Below are 20959 nucleotides of genomic sequence, written 5' to 3'. Positions count from 1 at the left end.
GGCTTGCTCAGCCGACGCACACGCCTTCCTTTGGCGCGATCGAGCCACGCACGGTGATGGATCGACTTCGTCGCCTGAAATGCCTTGTACGGTCGGACCGGGTCGAACTCGGTCGTTCAGAGTGATTGGGTTTGATCCTGAAACGTCAGCCAGAGGAGACCAGCGTCTTCAGCCGAACGTCGCCAGAGGCTCAGTGCGGATCTCGACCCACTGGCAGCGCCGGCTCTCGTGGAGAAGGACAGGAAGGGCGGCGGGAACGCAGGGTCGGCGAAAGCGCCCACCGGGATGGCGGTCAGACCGGGTTGAGCGTCGATCCGGTAATGGACGGTGGTGCCGCAATCCGGGCAGAAGCTGTAGATGACGCGGCCGCCCTCGTCGCCAATGCGCGTGAACTTCGCCGAGCGGCCCTGGACAGAAACGTCACCGTCCGCAAACCGCGCGTTGAAGCTGAACGCGCTGCCGGTGCGTCGCTTGCAGGCCAAGCAATGGCAGAGCGAGACGCGTACCGGCTCGCCCGAGCAGGTGGCTGACAGCTGAGCGCAGGAACATTCGGCGCGCCGCGTGACCATGGCTGGCTCCTCTCAAGATTCCCTGAACGATATCACTGCGTATCGGTGCTCAATTCGGCCCGCTTCTCATCCGACACGACTGCGAGGTCGAGTACCTTCTGCAATTCGGCCGCATGGCGGAACGACGGTTCGGCCTGGACGCCGTTGCGGACCGCATCGACGAAGCGCCGGTAGTTGGTCTGCACCGTTCCGGCATTCAGAACTTGCCATTTGGCGTTCTCGACATCGTCGCCGATGCAGGCTTTCAGCTCCGAGCCGGTCAGATTGTGCACGACTTCGATGCCGCCCTTGTCGCCGTAGATGCGCAGGCGGAGTTCGTTCAAATGGCCGGTTGCCCAGCGGCTGGCATGGACGACGCCGAAGGCGCCATTGCTGAAATCGAGCGCCATGGTGAAACTGTCGTTGGCGTCGAGCTCGTATTCGCCGATCCGGTTGCCGGGCGCCTTGTCGAAGGATCTCAGCCGGCAGAACACATGGTCGATGTCGAGCGCCGCGCCATAGCTGGCGAAATCGAGAATGTGGATGCCGACGTCGCCCAGCACGCCATTGGAGCCGTGGCCGCGCGACAGCCGCCACAGCCATTTCGGATCGGTGCGCCAGTCGCCCCAGAACTTGGATATCAGCCAGCTCTGCAGATAGGACGCCTCGACATGCCTGACCGTGCCGATCTCGCCTGCCAGCACCATGGCGCGCGCTCTCTGCAGCGGCGCGACATTGCGATAGGTCAGGTTGACCATGTTGATGATGCCGGCCCGCTCGGCGGCAGCGGCCATCTCACTGGCTTTCTGGTAATTTTCGGCCAGCGGTTTCTCGCACAGCACCGGCTTGCCCGCCGCGATCAGCATCATGGTGGTCGGATGGTGGATGCGATCGGGCGTCACGTTCGCGACCGCGTCGAACTTGCCCCATGCCAGCGCCTCGTCCAGCGACGCGAACCGGTTGGGGATACCGTAGATGTCCGAAAACTTGTCGACACGCATACGGTCGAGATCGACGGCGCCGATCAGTTCGACGCCCTCGATCTTACCGAACTGCCTGGCGTGCTCCTCCGCCATCCAGCCGGTTCCGAGTATCAACAGACGCATGATTCTTATCCTTAGGACAGGGCTTTATCTTCTTGTTCGATCATGGATTTGTCGTCTAGCGGAAGCCGGTTTCGCCGGCGGAATGAAGCTTTCCGCCGCGCTCGACGATCGGCTCGAGCGCCTTTTCCACCGGCACGTTCGGCGCATCGAGGATGGCTGGATTGGAGCCTTGCGGGTTGTGCGCCCATCTCACCGCATTGCGCAGCACCTTATGGACGTTGGCGTCGTGATAGGTCGGATAGGTCTCGTGGCCGGGCCTGAAATAGAAGATGTTACCGGCGCCGCGGCGATAGGTCAGCCCTGACCGGAACACTTCGCCGCCCTGGAACCAGGAGATGAAGACGGTCTCGAGCGGCTCCGGCACGGCGAACTGCTCGCCATACATCTCCTCGTTCTCGAGCTCGAAATACTCGCCGATCCCGGCAGCGATCGGGTGGTTGGGGCTGGTCACCCAGAGCCGTTCGCGCTCGCCCGCCTCGCGCCATTTCAGCGTGCAGGGCGTGCCCATCAGCCTCTTGAAGATTTTCGAGAAATGGCCGGAATGGAGAACGATCAGCCCCATGCCTTCCCAGACGCGGCGCGCCACGCGCTCGACCACTTCGTCGGCGACGGCGCCATGGTCTTTGTGCCCCCACCACAGCAAGACATCGGTCTTGGCCAGACGGTCGGCCGGCAGCCCATGCTCCGGCTGCTCCAGCGTTGCCCAGGACACTGATATCTCCGGGTCGAGCTTCAGTGCATTGGCGATCGTCGCATGCATGCCCTCGGGATAGATGCCCGCGACCACCTCGTTGGTCCGCTCATGAATATTCTCGCCCCAGACGACAGCGCGTATTGTCATGATGTCCTCGTGATTGTTTGAAGCCGGAGCCGCCCCACCGGCCACTCATACTGTCCCTGGACGGGATTGAAAACCTTCGAGATTGGCCAAACCTCCCCAGCTTCGTCATCCCAGGGCGGAGCAGGCGCGAAGCGACGTCGCGAAGACCCTGGGATCCATGCCGTGACCTCTCCGCGCTGCAACGGCCGGGACTTTTTGATGCGGGAAGGACAGGAGGTGAAAGGGATCGCTACAGAACGGCTTTCAATCTGCGTCGTTGCATTCTTCGGCTGACGTAACGGCATGGATCCCAGGGTCTGCGCTCCGCTTCGCGTTCGCTCCGCCCTGGGATGACGAAGCCATGAAGGACTGCCGCGAACGACCTAAGCCCCTCGCCCCTCTTGGGCGACGCGTGTCAGCGGCTTCGACAGGCGCGGCACCACCACGAGGCGCTTGATCTTGCCTTTCTTGTAGGCGGCGAGGAAGCGGGCATAGTCCTTGAAAACGAGGCAACCATTGGACTCGGCACGCCCGCCGCGCAGCATGTAGGTGTGCGCAAGCAGGCCGTCGCGGCCAAACTTGTTCTTGCCGTCGACAGGGGTGAGCCGAATCGCCTCGACGCCGTGAAAACGCGATTCGCGCAGCCTCAGATCGTAAGTGTTTGGCGGCGTCGGGCCCACATTCTTGCGGTTGACGTAGCGCGGCTGGTCGACCATCGAACCGTATCCCGAATGTGCCTCCAGCCGCGAGCCGTCGGGCATATAGACGGTCTTGGCCGAGATGTCGTAGACGGCGACGCCGCTGCCCAGGTTAGGCGTGGTGAACAGGTTCCTGAAGGCTCCGCCGAGACCGCCGGAAGACATGTCGGGCTTGGCATAGGCCAGCATATCGCCGCCCTGCGTCTTCGACCGTTTGCCCGGCTTGCCCGACACGGCCGGCACTGCCGCTTGTGACGAATTGCGAGGCGACAGGCTGCCGGGCGTCTCGACCGGCGGGGCGTCGGCCGTCTGCACCTTGCTCGCCTTGGCGGTCCTGGAGGCCTGCGCCTTGGGCGGCTCCGTTTTCGATGGCTGATCCTTTTGCGCCTGGGCCTTTTGCGCCTGGGCCTTTGGCGCCTGGTCTTTTGGCGCCTGATCTCTTGACGCTTGAGCCCGCGGCGCCTCGGCCGGCTTATCGATGTCCGCCCGCGGACGCAGCGTCGGCAGCGGAATGCTGTCGGACATGTCGTCTTGCGGCGGCAGCGAGGCCAGTTGGACCTCAGGTTCTTGCGGCTCTTGTGAGGCTGCGGGCTCGCTTGCCGCGATGGCGGCCGGGAGCACATCGATCATCTGCTCCGGCAATGTATTCGCCAGCGCCAACGCAAGGCGCGACGAGCGTTCGATCTCCGCCACCGCCGGCCCGAAGCGCACCGACGCCGGGCCGTTCGGGTCGGGTATGCGTACCGGCTCGGCGAACCGGGCGTCGGCCGGCAGGCTTGCGAGCATGACGGGTGAGCCGGCATGGGCAAAGGCGGCGGCAAGCTTTTGCGGCGACAGCCCTGCTTTGGCGACCACGTCGTCGAAGCTCGATTGCCGCGATGCATCGGCGACAAGCGGCACGGTATTGCGCTTGAGACGGGCCGATTTTCCCTGGTGAACGAAGTTCGACGCCGACCGCAGGCAGTTGGCATCGCAGCCGTGCTGCAGCAGCTTGGCCGACAGCGCCGCGTTTGCTGCGGCCCACGTCGGGGCCTGCGCTTTTGCAAGGCTGCGGCGAGGATCGGCGAGCGCGATGGTGCGCGGCGCGAGCAGGCTTTGCGGGAGACCGTTGGAAGCGGCGGTTAGCGAGCTTCCCATCGAATAAAGGCCGGCCAAGGTCGCCACCGACCATAAAGCAATGGCTGCGCCGACGGCCGGAACCGCGACCCAGCGCAGGCCGGGCCTCATCGAAGTCAATCCAGTTGCAGGACTGTCACCCCGGGTTTTCGCACTTACAAACGCCATTCAACCACTCTCAATCGGCCGATGCCGGCTAGCGGATTTCGCAGCCGTGACATTCACAGTTCGCCTGGTGCCCCCAGCACGCTTTGCGTCTGTTGCCGATTGATTCAAAAGATGGACAAAGTTGGTTAACCAATCCCTCTACCGACCGCCGATTGGGCGACGGTCACACCGAAAAACGCCCTCCAAAACCTACATAGTTGGCAAAACTGCCCTCCAATGATGACTTTGCTGCCCGTTTTTGTCGGCCGAGTCAAGAAAGCGAAATGACTAGACCTTGCTGGGCGGAGTCGGCCATGGCTGCGAAAGTGAAGCCGGGCCGACCAGAATCTTGAGGCCGGCAGCCGCCGCCATCAAGCCCCGGCGATCGGTCAAACCGGCGATTATCGAGCGGGCACTTGTCGACCTGCCACTCGGGCGAATGAACGTTAACGTCTGAGAATTCGGGATAGCGGCAAGATGTTTGCCGCACAGCAGCTGAATGTCGCCAAATGCCGGAGCGGGATATCCAACACCTAGGCCACAGCCACCACTATGTGAGCCTGGATTTTGGCGGCAACCTTGCCGCTGCCATGCCTGTCTGCAATCGCGGCTGCGGCGTAGTCGGTTGCAGCGTCCAGTTTTCCCGCCTCTCTGGCCTCGATTTCATTGCGAAGGAGAGTGCCCTGGCAATAAGCAACGGCTGGAACGCGGGGCGAGGAGGCACGGCTTTGTTCGGCTCTCGTCTCGATCACCACACCGGAAAAACCTGCGTCCTCCAACTCGCTGCGGATCAGTGCCGTATCGTGGTAGCCATGCGGCGTGCGTGCCAGAAAGCGCGGCGGATCGTTCGGAAAAATCCTTGCGAGAGCATTCGTCACATCGTCGGCAAACACGTTCTCCTCGATGCGATCCCATACGCTGAATAGAAAATGTCCTCCGGGCTTCAGGACTCGCCGGGCTTCGCGATAGGCAGATGAGCGGTTGGGAAAGAACATCGCGCCGAACTGACAACAAACGAGATCGAAGGCCGCATTTTCGAACGGTAGCGCCAGAGCATCAGCCTGACGCCATTTGATGCGATCGTCGGGAGCTTGCCGCGAAGCGGCGTAGTCGAGCATCGGCTGGTTGAGGTCGGTTACGACATAGCTTGCATCGGCGGACAGTTTTGGCGCCAATGCGCGGGTGACAACCCCGGTGCCCGCGGCGGTTTCCAGAACGGCGCTTGGCGACAAGGACGCTGCCCGTCGTGCAAGATCTGCGGCGAACGGCTCGAAAATCAACGGCACCATATAGCGGTCGTAGTTTTCCGGAATTGAGCCGGCGAATACCTTGTCCGTTTCCAACATTGCTATCCCCCGCCGTCCGTTTGATGGCTCGCCAGCATAGCATGGAATTGTTTGCTGTTCGGTCGCATTCGACCGGGAGGCGGTTCGCTCCCGGAAGCTCCGAAACGCCGTACTGCAATTATCTGCATATGTGTTAATATATTGTGGTCATGCGCATTGGTGCGTGGCCAAACATAAAATGGGAGGATGCGATGAAAACCATAAATCGCAGGTCTGCAATTGCGCTCGGCGTGACGGCGGCAGCGGTAACGCCTTTGTTCACGCTGGCGGCTGCTGCAAAGGTCAAGAAATACGGCCCGAAGGAAGGCAAGGAGATAGCCCCCGGCGTCAGACTGGTCGAGGTCGGCACCGGCAATTCCGACATCCCCGCCTACAAAAGCATCTCAATTGTCGATGTGGTATTTCAACCGGGAGCAGCCGCTCCTGCAATGGTGATGGACAACGACATGGTGTGCACCATTACTGCCGGTGAATTCACGATCAAGAAAGCCGGCAAGGAATTCAAGCTTAGGGAAGGTGACGTATATACCTGCTCCAAGGGCAAGACCGATGAGGCAGCCAACACCAGCAAGGTGGTCGGCATCCACCGCATCGCCGTCTTGATACCTGCCTAGCGCATGCCGACGAAAACCGGCCCGCGTCCTCTTCGGAGACGCGGGCCTTTTGATGACGTGCGTGGCCTTGAGCGGTTCATCGTTTCACCGCTTCGACCCGGTCGACTTCGTCCAAGTGTGGTGAGGCTCATGCTGTTCATGGTTTTCCTCCCGATTTTTACTTATGAGCGGTTCTCCCTCCGCCCGGGTGCGATTATATTAGAGATCGCGCATGTTTCTGGCTGACTGCTGGCCGGTATAGGGGCCCTGCATTGGCGGATTGGCAATCCGGCAGCGCGCTGAGCGTTTTGGAGCTCACGAAACGGCCCGGTGCTCTTCCCGAGCTGCCTCCCAGACCTCGCGCGCCGCATCTGCATTCAGTGCCGCGATTCCCAGGCCGACGATCAGATCCGGCCACGCCGAGCGCCACAGGAAGGCCGTCACCAATCCGGCCAGTATGATCGCAATATTGGCGACCGCATCGTTGCGGGCCGAGAGGAATGCCGCCCTGGTAAGACTGCCGCTGTGATGGCGGTAGCGCGCCAGCATGTAGGCGCATGACAGATTGACCGCCAGAGCGCCCAATCCCGCCAGCGTCAGCGCCGTTGGCTGCGGCGGCACCGGCATGTTGAACTTTTCCCACGCGGTCCACAGCGTCGCCAGGCCCGGCACCAGCAGGATAAGCGCCAGCGCCATGCCGACCCGCGAGCGGGCACGCAGCGACCATCCCATGGCGAGCAGTATGAGGAGATTGACCGAGGCATCTTCCAGAAAATCGACGCTGTCGGCGAACAGCGACACCGAGCCGATCGCCAGCGCGACGGCGAATTCAATGCCGAAATAACCCAGGTTCAGCAGTGCCACGACAAGCACCACCCGGCGAAGGCCGTCCGACGCAATGGCTTGCTGCATGGTCTGCCCTAACACGATGCCGTTGTCGCTCTTACCAGCTGCTCTTCCACCGCAACAGCCGCATGGCATTGGCCGTCACCAGCACCGTCGCCCCGGTGTCCGCGAGAATGGCGGGCCAGAGGCCGGTGATGCCGGCGATCGTCGTCACCAGGAACACTGCCTTCAGGCCCAACGCAATGGTGACGTTCTGCTTGATGTTGGCCATGGTTGCTTGGGACAGCCTGATCATGGCCGCAACATCGCCGACGCGTCCACGCAGCACCGCTGCGTCAGCCGTTTCAAGGGCGACATCGGTGCCGCCGCCCATGGCAATGCCGACATCGGCCGCGGCAAGTGCCGGCGCATCGTTGATGCCGTCGCCGACCTTGGCTACCCTAAGCCCCTGCCCCTTCAACTCGCCGAGGATGCGCTGCTTGTCCTCCGGGAGCAGTTCGGCGCGCACCTCGATGCCGAGCTGTTTGCCGATGGCAGCCGCCGTGCGCTTATTGTCGCCGGTTAGCATGACTGTCCTGATGCCTGCATTGGTCAGCGCCTTTAGTCCGGCGAAAGCATCCGGCCGGGGTTCGTCGCGCATGGCAATGAAGCCGGCCAGCGCGTTGTCTACAAGCAGCACCGCCACTGACTTGCCTTCATCGTTCAATGCCACGATGCGTGCCGCCTGATCTGCTGGCAGCAGGTTTATCTCGCCCGCCGCGACTGGCGAGCCCAGAAACAGGTTCTTGCCGCCGACACGACCGATAACCCCTTTACCGCCGATCGCTTTGGCTTCGGCGGCAGGCGGCACGGGAATGTTGCCGGCTTTGGCCCTTTGGAGGATGGCCAAAGCGAGGGGATGGCTCGAGCCGATCTCAAGCGCTGCCGCGAGCGAAAGGATGTCGCGTTCACCGGCACCCACCGCAACGACATCGGTGACCTGTGGCTTGCCGAGCGTCAGCGTGCCGGTCTTGTCGAGCGCCACGGCGTTGATGGTCGCGAGCCCTTCCAGCACCGCCCCACCTTTCATCAGCAGGCCGCGCCGGGCTCCGGCCGAAAGCGACGCCGCGATCGCCGCCGGAACTGAAATGACCAGCGCGCACGGGCAACCGATGAGCAGCAGCGCCAGCCCCTTGTATATCCATTCGTTCCAATCGCCGCCCAAGAGCAGCGGCGGTGTGGCGGCCACGAGCGCCGCGACGGCGACAACGCCGGGCATGTACCAGCGCGAAAAGCGATCGATGAAGCGCTCGGTCGGCGCCTTGTTTTCCTGCGCCTCCTCGACCAGCTTGATCACGCGTGCAATCGTGTTGTCTGCGGCGGTCGCCGTCACCTTGACGCGCAGCACGCCGTCGCCGTTGATAGTGCCGGCAAAGACCGTGTCGCCGACGTCCTTGCGCACCGGCACGCTTTCACCGGAGACGGGTGATTCATCGATGGCGCTCCCGCCTTCGATGATCTCGCCGTCAGCCGGAATCCGGTCGCCCGGCCGCACGAGGATGATGGCGCCCACAGCCAGACTTTCTGCCGGCACCTCGCGGGTCTGGCCGTCTTTCTCGACGAACGCGGTTTTGGGAACGAGGGCCGTGAGCGCTTGAATACTGGACCGTGCGTTGCCGGCCGCAACCCCTTCGAGCAACTCGCCGATCAGGAACAAGAAGACCACCGTCGCCGCTTCCTCGCCGGCACCGATGATGACGGCCCCGGCCGCCGCCACAGTCATCAGCATTTCGATTGTGAACGGAATGCCTGCGGCTGCGGCCAAGGCCGCTCGGCGCGCGATCGGAGCCAGGCCGAGCAGCATTGCGGCGATGAAGGCCCACGGGCCGGTCGCGGGCCAGGCGTAATCAATCGCGAAAGCCAAGGCCAAGGCGACCCCGCTGGCGATGGCCAGGCGGCCCTTGGCGCTGTCCCACCATAGCTCCGACGCCGGCGCATCATCGTTATCATGTAACCCCGCTACGTTCTCGTCGTGATTGCGCCTTCCGTCGGCATGGTTGTCGGCGGATTGATCGGATGCCGCCGTCCCAGACTTGGAGGTCAGCGGAGCGACGGCGTAGCCGAGGCCGGTGACCTTCCTCTCGATCGCGCCGAGATTGCTTTCAGGAGTATGAGTGACCGTCAGAGTGCCCGCCGAAACGGATACGTTGATGTCCTGAACACCAGGCATCCGCCGCACGGCCGTATCGATTTTGCTGGCGCAACCGGCGCAATCCATGCCTTCCACGCGGTAGCGGGTCTGTTGTTTGGTCGCAGCCATGGTGAACCTCTTGTATCTTCGAGCGCGACGCTACATCCTCTAGCGACTAGAGGAGCAAGCGAAATGTCAACAGGTGTGACCATCGGTGAAGCGGCCCGACACAGCGGCGTGAAGGTTCCAACCATCCGCTACTATGAGCAGATAGAGTTGCTTCCTGCCGCTGCCCGCAGCGAAGCCAATCGCCGGCATTATGAAGCGGCAGACTTGCGCCGGCTCGCCTTCATCAGGCACGCGCGCGAGTTGGGGTTCGAGATCGAAGCCATCAGGGCGCTGCTGACGCTGCAGGATAATCCCAGCCAGCCTTGTGCGACCGCCGACGCCATTGCCCAGGCGCGTCTGGCCGACGTGGTTCAGCGGATACGCAGCCTTACAGCGTTGAAAGCCGAGCTGGAGCATATGGTCGAAGGCTGCCGGCACGGAAAAGTCTGCGAATGCCGTGTCATCGAGGTGCTGGCGGATCACGATAAATGCGAGCATGCCCGGCACTGATTGGGTCCCCCTTGGTCGCTATGTCACAGCATTGGCACTTGCAAAAACCGTACTTTGCGGTCAGCCTGAGCAGATGTTGGCTCGGCTGTCGCCAAAACATATGCTCGTCACGCTGCTCGCGGTCTTCCTGACCGTGGGGCTCAGCCTGTCCGGTGCACAGGCCAGCATCATGTCGGCAACGATGACGGCCGGCATGGCTGCCGACGATGGCATGACCATGCCTGCGGGGCCCGGCATGGGCAAGATGGCCGATGCCGCCATGAAGGGTGACTGCAAGGGGTGCCTCAAGGGTGCCGGCGGTGATGGCAAGGGGATATACTGCCCGCCGACCTGCATTGCGCCGGCGCTTGCATTGCTGCCGCAGAAGCTCGAGATGACGACGACCCCGCTGCCGTCGCAGATATCGCCGCTGCCGGCGCCGTTCCTGCACGGGCGAAGTTCCCTGCCCGACCCATACCCTCCAAGACCCAGCGCTCTCGTCTGACGCCGTTTCAGCCGTCCCACGGCTGATGTCCGGCGTCCGGTCGCCCGCTCGCGTTGATGCGCGACGGGCGCGGAGAGCAATCAGTCGACGCTCGCCGTCGATCGAGATCGCAAGGAACGCAAGGGTGAATAGCAATTCCAGTCTTTTCCTGTCGCGCCGCAGGTTCCTGCTTGCGGCGGCGGGCGTCGCCGTCTCGACGTCGATGCGCCCGGCGCGGGCAGCCGCAGTTGATGAGCGCCGTATCAAGGTCGCGCCGGCCCATGCCCGGTTAATCGACGCAGGTGGCCCGCAAACCACGGTATGGGCCTATGACGGCACAATTCCCGGCCCGACGCTGCGCCTGCGGCAAGGCCAGCCGGTCCGCATCACTGTCGAGAACGGTCTCGACGAGGATACGACCGTCCACTGGCACGGCATTCGCCTGGCAAACGCCATGGACGGCGTGCCGGGCCTGACCCAGAAGCCGATCGGGCCGGGGCAAAGTTTCGTCTATGAGTTCACACCGCCGGACGCCGGCACCTTCTGGTACCATCCGCACGCCGACAGCCTGGTCCAGCTCGGCCGAGGCCTTGCCGGCGCACTGGTCGTTGAGGAGGTCGAGCCGGTCGCCGTCGACCGTGACATTCTGTGGCTGCTGCAGGACTGGCGGCTTGCGGCCGATGGGCAGATCGCCGGCGGCTTCGGCAGCGCCATGGATGCGTCGATGTCGGGCCGCGTCGGCAATGTCGTCACCGTCAACGGCACGGGGCCAGGCGATCGGAGCGTGAAAGCCGGCGAGCGCGTCAGGCTGCGGCTCGCCAATGCCTCGCTTGCCCGCATGATGGCGCTGCGCTTCGAAGGCCACCGTCCGGTCGTCGTCGCCATCGACGGCCAGCCCTGCGATCCGCATGAACCGGAGGGCGGTCGCCTAGTGCTGGCGCCCGCCATGCGCATCGACATCGTGCTCGACATGCAGGGCCACCCCGGCAGCCGCCACGCGGTGATCGACGATTTCTACGACGGCCTCGCCTATACGCTGACCACGCTGGCCTATGACGCAGCGCCGCCGATCAGGGCGCATCCGCTCGACGCGCCAGCCGGCCTGCCGCGCAACCCTCTGCCCCAGCCCGACCTCGCTGGCGCCGAGCGCCAGGAAATCTTGCTGCAGGGCGGCATGATGGGCGGCGGCAAGCTCAAGGGCGTCGGCGGCATGATGGGCATGGGGATGATGGGCATGAACGGCGGTGCGGCCTGGGCGATCAACGGCATGTCGATGACCGGCGACGGCCATGCCGGCATGGCGCCGCAGTTCACGCTGAAACGCGGTGTGACCTGCCATCTCACCATGCGCAACGAAACCGCCTGGTGGCACCCGATGCATGTCCACGGCTTCAGCCTGTCGATCATCTCGCGCAACGGCTCGCCGGTGCCGCACCGGCAATGGCAGGACACGGTGCTGCTCGCCCCCAAGGATACGATCGAATGCGCCTTCGTCGCCGACAATCCGGGCGACTGGATGCTGCACTGCCATGTCGCCGATCACCAGATGGCCGGCCTGATGACAGTGTTCCGCGTGACCTGATTTTTTTGCCACCCAATCACCCAAGGAGAACTGCAAATGAAACTGCCCTACTCAATCGCCGCTCTCGCGGTCGCAATCGCAATGCCGATGCCTGCATTCGCCGCAACGATCCAGGCGGTGATGTACAAGAACCCGAGCTGCAGCTGCTGCGAGACCTACGCCGCCTATCTCGAACAGAACGGCTTCAAGGTCGAGCTCAAGCCGACCAACGACCTCAGCCAGATAAGCGCCGGGCTCGGCGTTCCCGCGCAATTGCAGGGCTGCCATTCGGTGGTGATCGGCGACTACGTGGTCGACGGCTTCGTGCCGGTCGACCTAGTCAAGAAGATGCTGACGGAACGGCCCCAAATCACCGGCATCGCCATGGCCGGCATGCCGATGGGCTCGCCGGGAATGGGCGGCGAGAAGACCGAGACCTGGAAGATCTACGCCTTCACCAAGGACGGCAAGGCGCCGACCGTCTACGCGACGCAGTGACGGCCGGCGATGAATTTCTGGAACCCGAGGAGACTGCCATGAAACTGACCTACTCGCTTGCGGCCTTCGCCGTCGCGATCGCCATGCCCCTTCCGGCCGTCGCCGCGACGATCGAAGCGGTGATGTACAAGAACCCGCAATGCAGCTGCTGTGAATCCTATGCTAACTATTTGGAGCACAATGGCTTCAAGGTCGAGATCAAGCCGGTCAACAACCTCTCGCAGATTAGCGGCGATGCCGGCGTGCCGGCCGACCTGCAAGGCTGCCATACGCTGATGGTCGACGGCTATGTCGTCGACGGCCTAGTGCCGGTCGAGATCGTCAAGAAGCTTTTGACCGAAAGGCCAGCAATCACCGGCATCACGCTGGCCGGCATGCCGACGGGCGCGCCCGGCATGGGCGGCGAGAAAGACGGGACCTGGACGATCTATGCTTTCACCAAGGACGGCAAGGCGCCGACCGTCTACGCGACGGAGTGAAAGGCACCGCAATGTTGACCGACATTTCCGATTGTCCGGCCAGAACCTGGCTTGCGATGACCTTCCTGTCCGTTGCCGGTTTCCTCGTGCTGCTGGTTCTGGTGCTCGCCGTCGCAGCACTCGCAAGATACGTGCTGACGGGTCGTCGGACCACAATCGGCCGGGTGCATCATGACCAGCGGTGACGTTCAATCCGATGCGGGACCGGCAGCCATTCGGCGCGCCTTGCTTCGACGATTACTGGTCGTCCTGCCCGTGATGATTTTCGTCGGGCTGGCCGTGTTGCTCGCCTGGGGGCTCACGCGCAATGCGTCCGACATTCCATCGGTGCTGATCGGCAAGCCGGTGCCCCAATTCAGCCTGCCGCCGGTCCAGGGTCGCACGCTTGGTTTGTCGAGCGGTGACCTGCGGGGCGACGTTTCGCTGGTCAACGTCTTCGCATCCTGGTGCTTGGCCTGCCGCGAGGAACATCCTGTGTTCATACAACTGGCGGCGAGCAAGACGGTACCGCTGCATGGGCTCAATTACAAGGACAGGCCCGATGACGCCGCACAATGGCTCGACACGATGGGCGATCCTTATACGCGTACCGGCGCGGATCTGAACGGCCGCGTCTCCATCGATTGGGGCGTCTACGGCATACCGGAAACCTTTGTCGTGAGTGCCGACGGCCGCATTGTCTACAAGCACATTGGCGCGGTGACGGAAGAGGCCCTTGAGAAAACGATCATGCCGCTCGTCGAGCGCCTGAGGGCCGAGGCGAAGGAGCGGCAACCGTGAAGATGCTCGCTCTCGCGCTCTTCGGCGCCTTGCTCGCGGTGGCGCAGCCCGCATCGGCCGTCGAGCCGCCGCAGGACTTCGCCGTTCATGAGGCTCCCGTCCCCGTGCCGGAAATCAGCTTTGAGGACGCCGACGGTCAACCGAAGACGCTTGCGGATTTCCACGGCAAGGTCCTGCTGCTCAACATCTGGGCGACATGGTGCGCTCCCTGCCGCAAGGAAATGCCGACGCTCGACCGGTTGCAAGCCAAGCTCGGCGGACCGGACTTCGAGGTCATCGCGCTGTCGATGGATCGCGGCGGTCCGGACATCGTGAAAAAGTTCTTCGCCGAGATCGGCGTCGAGCATCTCGCCCTCAACATCGACACAACGGGCAAGGCGATGTTCACGCTCGGCGCCCTCGGCCTTCCCATGACATTGCTGATCGACCGCGAGGGCAAGGAAATCGGCCGGCTGATCGGCCCAGCCGAATGGGATTCACCCGAAATGATGGCGTTCATCCGCAGCCATTTCGGGGCCAACTGAGAAAGGAAAAGACATGACCACAACAGAATCGCCCCAAACCTCGCAGGCTTCGCTTGGCCGCAGCATTCTTCACGCCATCCGCCACTATCTCGGTGACCGGCGCGGACTAATCGCTGCCGGCACGGTCATTGCCGTCGCCGGCCTGGCCTTCAACTGGACATGGCTGGTCGCCGCGGGCATTGCGCCACTGCTGCTCAGCGTCCTGCCTTGCGTGGCCATGTGCGCGCTCGGCCTGTGCATGAACCGGATGACAGGCCGCACCTGCCAAACGGAAAACGCTGCCCCAAAAGCGGATGGGGAAGGCACCACGAAAGGCAGCGGTTGATGCCTATCCAGACCCAAAACGAGCGGCAAGCGCTCTCGCCGACTTTGGGCACGCGCTTGCTGTGCGGCCTGATCGCACTGGCGGCGCTGATCCTCGGCCTTTTTCACGGCGCGCAGGCGCATTCGCTCGATGAAGTCGACGCCATGCTCAAGGGCGACGAGAAGTATTTCCAGCCGATTGATAAGCCGATACCCGATTTCACCCTGCGCACCGCTGAGGGGCGTATCGTGCGGCCGACCGAGTTGCATGGCAAGGTCGTCGTCCTCCACTTCGTCTACACGTCGTGCACGGACGTATGCCCGCTCCACGCCGAGAAGATCGCCGAGATCCAGGCGATGGTGAACGCCACGCCGATGAAGGACCAAGTCACCTTCGTGACTATCACCACTGACCCGACGCGGGACACGCCGGACGTGCTGCGCAGCTACGGGCCGGCGCACGGGCTCGATCCGGTCAATTGGTTGTTCCTGACCACGACACCCGATCAGCCGGAGGACGCGACCCGCAAGCTGGCGGAAGCCTTCGGCCACAGATTCAGCAAGACAGATGACGGCATTCAGGCGCACGGCATCGTCACTCATGTCATCGACAAGGAAGGCCGGTGGCGCGCCAATTTTCACGGCCTGGATTTCGCGCCGGTCAATCTTGTCACCTTCGTCAACGCGCTCACCAACGGCGTCGAGCGTCCGCACCATGAACAGGAAACGGGTGGGGAGCCGGACGAAGGCTGGCTGGCAAAATTGAAGAACTTCTTTTGACGCGCAATTTCGCCGGCGGCATGCCGACCGGGCGCCTCGACGGAGAACAAGGAGAGATGCATATGACGATCAGCGTAAAACAGGCAAACCGATATGGGAGCTGGCTTGTCCGCGCCCTGCTGCTTGCCGCCGTGACCGGATGGTTCCTGCTAAATCCGGGCCTTCAGGGCGCCGGGCGATCGGCGATGGCGGCTGGCGGAATGTCCCAGGACCAAATCGACCAGCGCATCCACGACTATATCCTCGCCCATCCCGAAGTCCTGGTGCAGGCGCTGCAAAGCCTGGATCAGCGCCAGCGCGAGGCCGAGGCGGCCCAGGTAAAGGCGGTTCTGGCGTCGCGCGCGGACGACATTTTCCGCGACAAGCAAAGTCCCGTCGGCGGCAATGCGCAAGGCAACGTCACCATGGCCGAATTCTTCGACTATAATTGCCCTTATTGCCGCCAAGTGGCGCCGATCATGGCGCAAGCCGCGGCCAACGACCCGCAGTTGCGCATCGTCTACAAGGAATTCCCCATCCTCGGCCCTGATTCCGTATTTGCGGCCAAGGCAGCGCTCGCGGCTCAGATGCAGGGCAAATATGCGGAGTTCCACAAGGCCCTGTATGACGCCAAGAGCCGGGTGAACGAGACGATCGTTCTCAGGATCGCGGCCGAGGTCGGCCTCGACGTCCCTCGCTTGAAGACCGATATGCAGCATCCGGACATCCAAGCGGCGATTGACCAAAATGCGAAACTGGCTCAGGCGCTGAAAATCGCCGGAACGCCGACTTTCGTCGTCGGCGACCAGATTTTTCAAGGCGCGACCGATCTTGCTTCGATGAAGAAATTGATCGGGCAGGCAAGGGCCCTGAAGAAGTAACGCCGGCAAGCGGGAACAATTGACCGATGCCCGAACTCTCCAACATCGGCGTGCTGACCGCCTTCGTGGCCGGCATCGTCTCGTTTCTCTCTCCTTGCGTGCTGCCGCTGGTGCCGGGCTATGTGTCCTATGTCGCCGGCAGGACGCCGATGGACGGGTCGGCGCGCCTGTCGGCGGCCGCTTTGAGCCTCTGTTTCGTGCTCGGGTTCTCGACCGTCTTCATCGTGCTAGGCGCCAGCGCCACGGCGCTCGGCCGATTGCTGCTCCGCCACCGCATCGAGCTCAACCTTGCCGGCGGTGCGATCGTCATCCTGTTCGGCCTGTTCCTCACCGGTCTGCTTCGCCCATCCTGGATGATGCGCGAAGCGAGATTTCATGCCGATATGCCCGGTGGTAAGGCGACGTCGGCCTATGTTCTCGGCCTCGCCTTCGCCTTCGGCTGGACCCCGTGCATAGGCCCGATCCTCGGCGCCATCCTGACCGTCGGCGCCGCGTCGGCCACCGTCGCCGAAGGCGTGACGCTGCTCGCCGTCTATTCGCTCGGCCTCGGCCTTCCCTTCCTGCTTGCCGCTCTGTTCACCGACAGTCTGGCGCGGCGGCTGAAGGCGATGCGCCGGACCGGCTCGATGTTGCAGTTCGCCGCCGGGGGTATCATGGTCGTCATGGGGCTCGCCATGGTCACCGGACGGATGTCGACATTCTCGTTCTGGCTGCTCGAACAGTTTCCAATATTCACGCGCATCGGCTGAAGACCGGGAAAGGAATTAGTCATGGTCCGGACAATGTCCCCAAACAGACGAATGGTTGTTTTCGGCGGTGTTTTCGGCGCCGCGATGGTTGCCGGCTTTGTCAACGAACCGGATTTGGCAATCGCTGCGGAAGACCCCGGTATGGCGGGTCGCTTCAAAGACCTCAGCGAAAATGGCAACAGCACGTGTTCGGCCAAATTCACGGAGTCGATCGCAACCATGCCAAGCACGTCGCGGATCAAGGGCTCGTGTTGCAGCCCGATGGAAATGAAGCGCTACATCGAGCAGTTGAATGGGCTGACCAAGTATCGCGATATCGCCATGATCCCCGTCGATCCATACGACATTCCGGCTGGCATCGCCCAAAAATTGATTCCTTACTACGATGTGAAACTCTCCGGCGAAGAGCAGCAGGCCTACGACTACGCGATGGCCAATTCCAACGAGAAAGGCCCATGCTGCTGTCAATGCTGGCGCTGGAAAGTGTATGGCGGGCTGGCGAAGTTCCTGATCCGCGAGCACGGTTTCACCGGCAAGCAGGTCGTCGACGTCTGGGATCTCTCCGACGGCTGCGGCGGTGGAGAGTAGAGCCGGGCGACGCCTCGGATGCGGTTCAACAAGCGCTCTCAACCTGTTCTAGCTTCTTGAAAGGTGCGCTTGACCTTCCGGTGGCTGGAACGGTTAGGCTCATTGCCAACTTCCGGAGATCGTCCAATGGCGGACCGAACCATGAATTTCGAAAGGCAGCTATTGGCCCTGTTCAGAGAGGCATATCGGCAAGGCAGATCAGATGTCGCGGAGCATTTGCTGCGAGCGCTGGAGGCACTGATCACAGCCCTGCCGTTCCCGAGTTACCGCACGGCCAGCATGTTTTGGCCGAAGCCCACTATGAACTCGTTCGTCGATAGCATTGAACATGCCCTGATTGACCGGCAAGCCACCGCCTTCGTGGGCTGATCGAGTTGATCGAGTTCGCCTTGACGGGCATACATGGCGAACTAGTTCCCCTCGCAATCGCCGGTGGCAGCGGCGGCGGGAGGGATGATTGTAATGATGATGGACGGTTCAATGTGGATGATGGGCGGCATGGCGCTCATTTGGGTCCTGGTGCTTGTCACCCTCGTGCTCGCGATCGCGGCGCTGGTCAAATATTTGCGAACCTGACAGCATAGGCAGTCGGGGTCAAAAGAGCAAAAAGGGCGGAAAGTTGTAGTCGTCATCGGAAGCAGCAGCGTCATCGGGTCGGCGTCGGAACTGGTCCGGCCCCCTCGGCTCTTAACGTCTGTCGCCTTCGGCCCTCTCAGGAGTGGCAAATCGCCGGCTATGAGGTCTGGATGGCGAAGCGCAAAGACACGGTTATTGTTACCGGCAGCACCGGCTTCATCGGCTCGGCTCTGGTCAACAGCTTCGCCGACCGGTTTGCTCTCGTCGGCCTCGACCGGGCGGCGACGCGTCAGCCGCCGCCGGCCGCGGAGTGCGTCTGCATCGACCTGACATCGGAGGACGCCGTGGCAGCCGGCTTGGCGCGCGTGCGGACGGCCTATGGCGCCCGCCTCGCCTCGGTGATCCATCTTGCGGCCTATTTCGATCTCACAGGCGAACGGAACCCGCTCTACGAAAAGATTACGGTTGGCGGCACCGAGAAGCTCCTGCGCGCCCTGAAACAATTTGAGGTCGAGCAGTTTGTCTTCATGAGTTCGATGCTGGCGCACAAGGGTGGCCGACCAGGCGACATCATCGATGAGGATTGGCCGCTCGAATCGAACCTACCCTACCGCACCTCGAAGATCGAGACCGAGCGCCTGATCCATGAGCAGCACGGGGCGATCCCTGTCGTCTATGCCAGGCCGGCCGGCGTCTATGATGATCTCGGCCGTAACGCATTCCTCGCCAATCAGATTGCGCGTATCTACGAAGAGGATCCGACCGGGCATGTATATCCGGGTGACCTGCGCACCGGGCAGTCGTTCCTGCATCTGGAAGACCTCACCGATGCGGTGGCGCGCCTTATAGATCGGCGGAAGAAACTTCCCACGGAGCTGGCGCTGCTTCTCGGCGAGCCTGAGGTCATGGGCTACGGCGAACTTCAAGCCGAGATTGGTCGGTTGATCCGTGGCGAGAACTGGGAGACACGGGAGGTGCCGAAGGCGCTCGCCAAGGCGGGTGCCTGGGTCCAACAGGACGTGCTGGGCGAAGAATCATTTGTTCGTCCCTGGATGGTCGATATCGCCGACGACCACTACGCGATCGATATCAGCCGTGCCCGCAATGTCCTCGGCTGGCAGCCCCGGCATTCCCTGCGCGAGACGTTGCCGCGGATCGTCGACGCGCTCAAGGCAGATCCCGCCGGCTGGTATCGGGCCAACAAGCTCAACGCCGCCAAGGTGGCCGGCAGCGGAACAAAAGCGCGAGAGAACGACAAGGCGTTCGAGGCCAAACACGACAAGATGAAACCCGGACACATGGCCGAGATGGCGGGGATGGGCAAGCAGATGCTCTGGGCTCATTTCCTGGTCATCACGCTTGGCGTGTGGCTCCTCACCAGCCCGCTTCAGTTCGCGCTGTTCGATCCGGCGGCGGCCGGCACTGTGCGTGACGTCACGCAAGAGCGTGGACTGTGGGAACCGGTGCTGCGCAACGCGCTCACCGGCTGGAGCGACATTGTCTCGGGCTTGCTGCTGATGCTGTTTGGCGGGCTCGCACTGTCGCCGCGTTTTTCCTGGGCGCAATGGGGCACGACGATCGCCGGCCTGTGGCTGCTGTTCGCGCCGCTGTTCTTCTGGACGCCGAGCGCCGCCGCCACCATGAACGACACGATCGTCGGCGCGCTGGCCATCGCTTTCTCGGTGCTCGTCCCGATGATGCCGGGCATGAGCCACGAAGGGATGATGGACGAGAGCACCGTTCCGCCTGGCTGGACCTACTCGCCGTCATCCTGGCTGCAGCGCCTGCCGATCATCGCGCTCGGTTTCTTCGGTTTCCTCATCGCCCGCTATCTCACTGCCTACCAGCTCGGCCATGTGGGTGCTGTCTGGGAGCCGTTCTTCCCCGGCGGAGACGGCAGGAACGGCACGGAATTCATCATCACATCCGACGTTTCTCGAGCCTGGCCAGTCGCTGATGCCGGGCTTGGCGCCGTGGCCTATATGATCGAAACCCTGATGGGCGCGATGGGCACGGCGACCCGCTGGCGCACCATGCCCTGGATGGTGGCCTTCTTCTTCATCCTGGTGGTGCCGCTCGGCGGCGTCTCGATCTTCTTCATCATCATCCAGCCGATCATGATCGGCACCTATTGCACACTGTGCCTCATCGCGGCGGCGGCCATGCTGGTCATGATCCCGCTGACGCTGGACGAGGTGGTCGCCATGGGCCAGTACACGCTGCGCAGCGTGCGGGCAGACCGTCCGTTCTGGCGCACCTTTTTCCAAGGCGGGCCGGAGCCGAACGGCGAGGCGGACAAGAACGATCCCGGCTTTTCCGCCGCGCTTGCCGCACAGTCCGCCGCAGCCATTCGCGGTGTCACGTTTCCATGGACGCTGGTCGCATGCTGTATCGTCGGCGGTTGGCTGATGGTCTCGCGGCTGGTCTTCGGCACAGCCGGCGCCATTGCAAACAGCGATCACCTCTCGGGCGCCATGATCATCACGATCGCGGTCTGCGCCATGGCCGAGGTGGCACGGCCGTTGCGTTTCCTCAACCTGCCGTTCGGGTTATGGCTGATCGCAGCGCCCTGGCTGCTCGACGGCGCGACCAGAGGTTCGACATTGAACAATGCCGTTGCAGGGCTAGTTGTGATCGGCCTCAGCCTGCCTCGGGGGCGCCGAAGCAAGGAGCACTACGGCTCATGGGACCGCTATGTCGCCTAGAGCGTCGGACGTTCAGTTTGAATCGCGAGGGATTGAACGAAGCCGCTGACGCGTCATTTGGTGCGTGGGTTTGCGGATGACGCTT

The 20959-nt window shown here is 62.8% G+C and carries 23 protein-coding genes; 16 read left to right on the top strand and 7 right to left on the bottom strand.

The window, feature by feature from the left end:
• Positions 1-116 precede the first annotated feature (116 nt).
• From NKJ20_RS11320 to NKJ20_RS11300, 5 genes are all read right to left on the bottom strand, one after another.
• Entirely contained in the window at positions 117-569 is a 453-nt protein-coding gene (locus tag NKJ20_RS11320; RefSeq protein ID WP_352744084.1) for a GFA family protein, read from the bottom strand.
• 32 nt (positions 570-601) lie between these two features.
• Positions 602-1654 (bottom strand): Gfo/Idh/MocA family protein, encoded by a 1053-nt coding sequence (locus NKJ20_RS11315; RefSeq protein ID WP_352744082.1) that lies wholly within the window; start codon positions 1652-1654, stop codon positions 602-604.
• Positions 1655-1709: 55 nt separating this feature from the next.
• Positions 1710-2495: a ThuA domain-containing protein gene (locus NKJ20_RS11310; RefSeq protein ID WP_352743640.1), complete on the bottom strand. Its 786-nt coding sequence runs from the start codon at positions 2493-2495 to the stop codon at positions 1710-1712.
• A 362-nt stretch (positions 2496-2857) separates the two neighbouring features.
• A complete protein-coding gene (locus tag NKJ20_RS11305) occupies positions 2858-4399 on the bottom strand; it encodes a DUF2778 domain-containing protein (protein ID WP_352744080.1) in 1542 nt (513 codons plus the stop codon).
• Positions 4400-4968: 569 nt separating this feature from the next.
• A complete protein-coding gene (locus NKJ20_RS11300) occupies positions 4969-5781 on the bottom strand; it encodes a class I SAM-dependent methyltransferase (RefSeq protein ID WP_352744078.1) in 813 nt (270 codons plus the stop codon).
• A gap of 191 nt (positions 5782-5972) precedes the next feature.
• Between NKJ20_RS11300 and NKJ20_RS11295 the strand changes: the two genes are divergently transcribed.
• A complete protein-coding gene (locus tag NKJ20_RS11295; protein WP_352744076.1) occupies positions 5973-6395 on the top strand; it encodes a hypothetical protein in 423 nt (140 codons plus the stop codon).
• A gap of 294 nt (positions 6396-6689) precedes the next feature.
• Here the strand turns inward: NKJ20_RS11295 and NKJ20_RS11290 are convergent, their stop codons facing one another.
• Complete coding sequence (locus NKJ20_RS11290) at positions 6690-7286, bottom strand: cation efflux transmembrane domain-containing protein (protein ID WP_352452320.1); 597 nt, start codon at positions 7284-7286, stop codon at positions 6690-6692.
• A gap of 31 nt (positions 7287-7317) precedes the next feature.
• Positions 7318-9519, bottom strand: coding sequence for a heavy metal translocating P-type ATPase (locus NKJ20_RS11285; protein ID WP_352744074.1), 2202 nt, complete (start codon positions 9517-9519; stop codon positions 7318-7320).
• Positions 9520-9582: 63 nt separating this feature from the next.
• Here NKJ20_RS11285 and NKJ20_RS11280 point away from each other — a divergent pair, with 63 nt between their 5' ends.
• The 15 genes from NKJ20_RS11280 to NKJ20_RS11210 all read left to right on the top strand — a co-directional run bounded on the left by NKJ20_RS11280 (position 9583) and on the right by NKJ20_RS11210 (position 20874).
• Positions 9583-10008 (top strand): MerR family transcriptional regulator, encoded by a 426-nt coding sequence (locus tag NKJ20_RS11280; RefSeq protein ID WP_352744073.1) that lies wholly within the window; start codon positions 9583-9585, stop codon positions 10006-10008.
• Complete coding sequence (locus NKJ20_RS11275; protein WP_352744072.1) at positions 9995-10492, top strand: hypothetical protein; 498 nt, start codon at positions 9995-9997, stop codon at positions 10490-10492. The genes NKJ20_RS11280 and NKJ20_RS11275 overlap by 14 nt, the downstream gene beginning before the upstream one ends.
• Positions 10493-10616: 124 nt before the next feature.
• Entirely contained in the window at positions 10617-12053 is a 1437-nt protein-coding gene (locus NKJ20_RS11270) for a multicopper oxidase family protein (RefSeq protein WP_352744070.1), read from the top strand.
• A gap of 36 nt (positions 12054-12089) precedes the next feature.
• Entirely contained in the window at positions 12090-12530 is a 441-nt protein-coding gene (locus NKJ20_RS11265) for a DUF411 domain-containing protein (RefSeq protein WP_352703986.1), read from the top strand.
• A gap of 38 nt (positions 12531-12568) precedes the next feature.
• Positions 12569-13009, top strand: a complete 441-nt coding sequence (locus tag NKJ20_RS11260; RefSeq protein WP_352473266.1) for a DUF411 domain-containing protein — start codon at positions 12569-12571, stop codon at positions 13007-13009.
• A 14-nt stretch (positions 13010-13023) separates the two neighbouring features.
• On the top strand, positions 13024-13194 hold the full coding sequence (locus tag NKJ20_RS11255) for a hypothetical protein (RefSeq protein WP_352744068.1): 171 nt from the start codon (positions 13024-13026) through the stop codon (positions 13192-13194).
• Positions 13181-13789: a DsbE family thiol:disulfide interchange protein gene (locus NKJ20_RS11250; protein WP_352744066.1), complete on the top strand. Its 609-nt coding sequence runs from the start codon at positions 13181-13183 to the stop codon at positions 13787-13789. Before NKJ20_RS11255 ends, NKJ20_RS11250 begins: the two co-directional genes overlap by 14 nt.
• A gap of 2 nt (positions 13790-13791) precedes the next feature.
• Positions 13792-14313 carry a TlpA disulfide reductase family protein gene (locus NKJ20_RS11245; RefSeq protein ID WP_352744225.1) on the top strand — a complete coding sequence of 174 codons (522 nt, stop codon included), beginning with the start codon at positions 13792-13794 and terminating at the stop codon, positions 14311-14313.
• Between the two features lie 13 nt (positions 14314-14326).
• Positions 14327-14638: a hypothetical protein gene (locus NKJ20_RS11240; RefSeq protein ID WP_352703990.1), complete on the top strand. Its 312-nt coding sequence runs from the start codon at positions 14327-14329 to the stop codon at positions 14636-14638.
• Positions 14638-15396 (top strand): SCO family protein, encoded by a 759-nt coding sequence (locus tag NKJ20_RS11235; RefSeq protein ID WP_352744064.1) that lies wholly within the window; start codon positions 14638-14640, stop codon positions 15394-15396. The genes NKJ20_RS11240 and NKJ20_RS11235 overlap by 1 nt, the downstream gene beginning before the upstream one ends.
• A gap of 62 nt (positions 15397-15458) precedes the next feature.
• Positions 15459-16256 (top strand): DsbA family protein, encoded by a 798-nt coding sequence (locus tag NKJ20_RS11230; protein WP_352542788.1) that lies wholly within the window; start codon positions 15459-15461, stop codon positions 16254-16256.
• A 26-nt stretch (positions 16257-16282) separates the two neighbouring features.
• A complete protein-coding gene (locus tag NKJ20_RS11225) occupies positions 16283-17005 on the top strand; it encodes a cytochrome c biogenesis CcdA family protein (RefSeq protein ID WP_352473258.1) in 723 nt (240 codons plus the stop codon).
• Positions 17006-17026: 21 nt separating this feature from the next.
• Positions 17027-17593: a hypothetical protein gene (locus NKJ20_RS11220; protein ID WP_352473256.1), complete on the top strand. Its 567-nt coding sequence runs from the start codon at positions 17027-17029 to the stop codon at positions 17591-17593.
• 126 nt (positions 17594-17719) lie between these two features.
• A complete protein-coding gene (locus NKJ20_RS11215) occupies positions 17720-17962 on the top strand; it encodes a hypothetical protein (RefSeq protein ID WP_352744062.1) in 243 nt (80 codons plus the stop codon).
• A gap of 377 nt (positions 17963-18339) precedes the next feature.
• Positions 18340-20874: an NAD-dependent epimerase/dehydratase family protein gene (locus NKJ20_RS11210; RefSeq protein ID WP_352744061.1), complete on the top strand. Its 2535-nt coding sequence runs from the start codon at positions 18340-18342 to the stop codon at positions 20872-20874.
• The last annotated feature ends 85 nt before the right edge of the window (positions 20875-20959 follow it).

It is taken from the genome of Mesorhizobium sp. M0185 (assembly GCF_040322175.1).
GTDB lineage: Bacteria > Pseudomonadota > Alphaproteobacteria > Rhizobiales > Rhizobiaceae > Mesorhizobium.
This window is presented reverse-complemented; position numbering and strand designations above follow the sequence as displayed.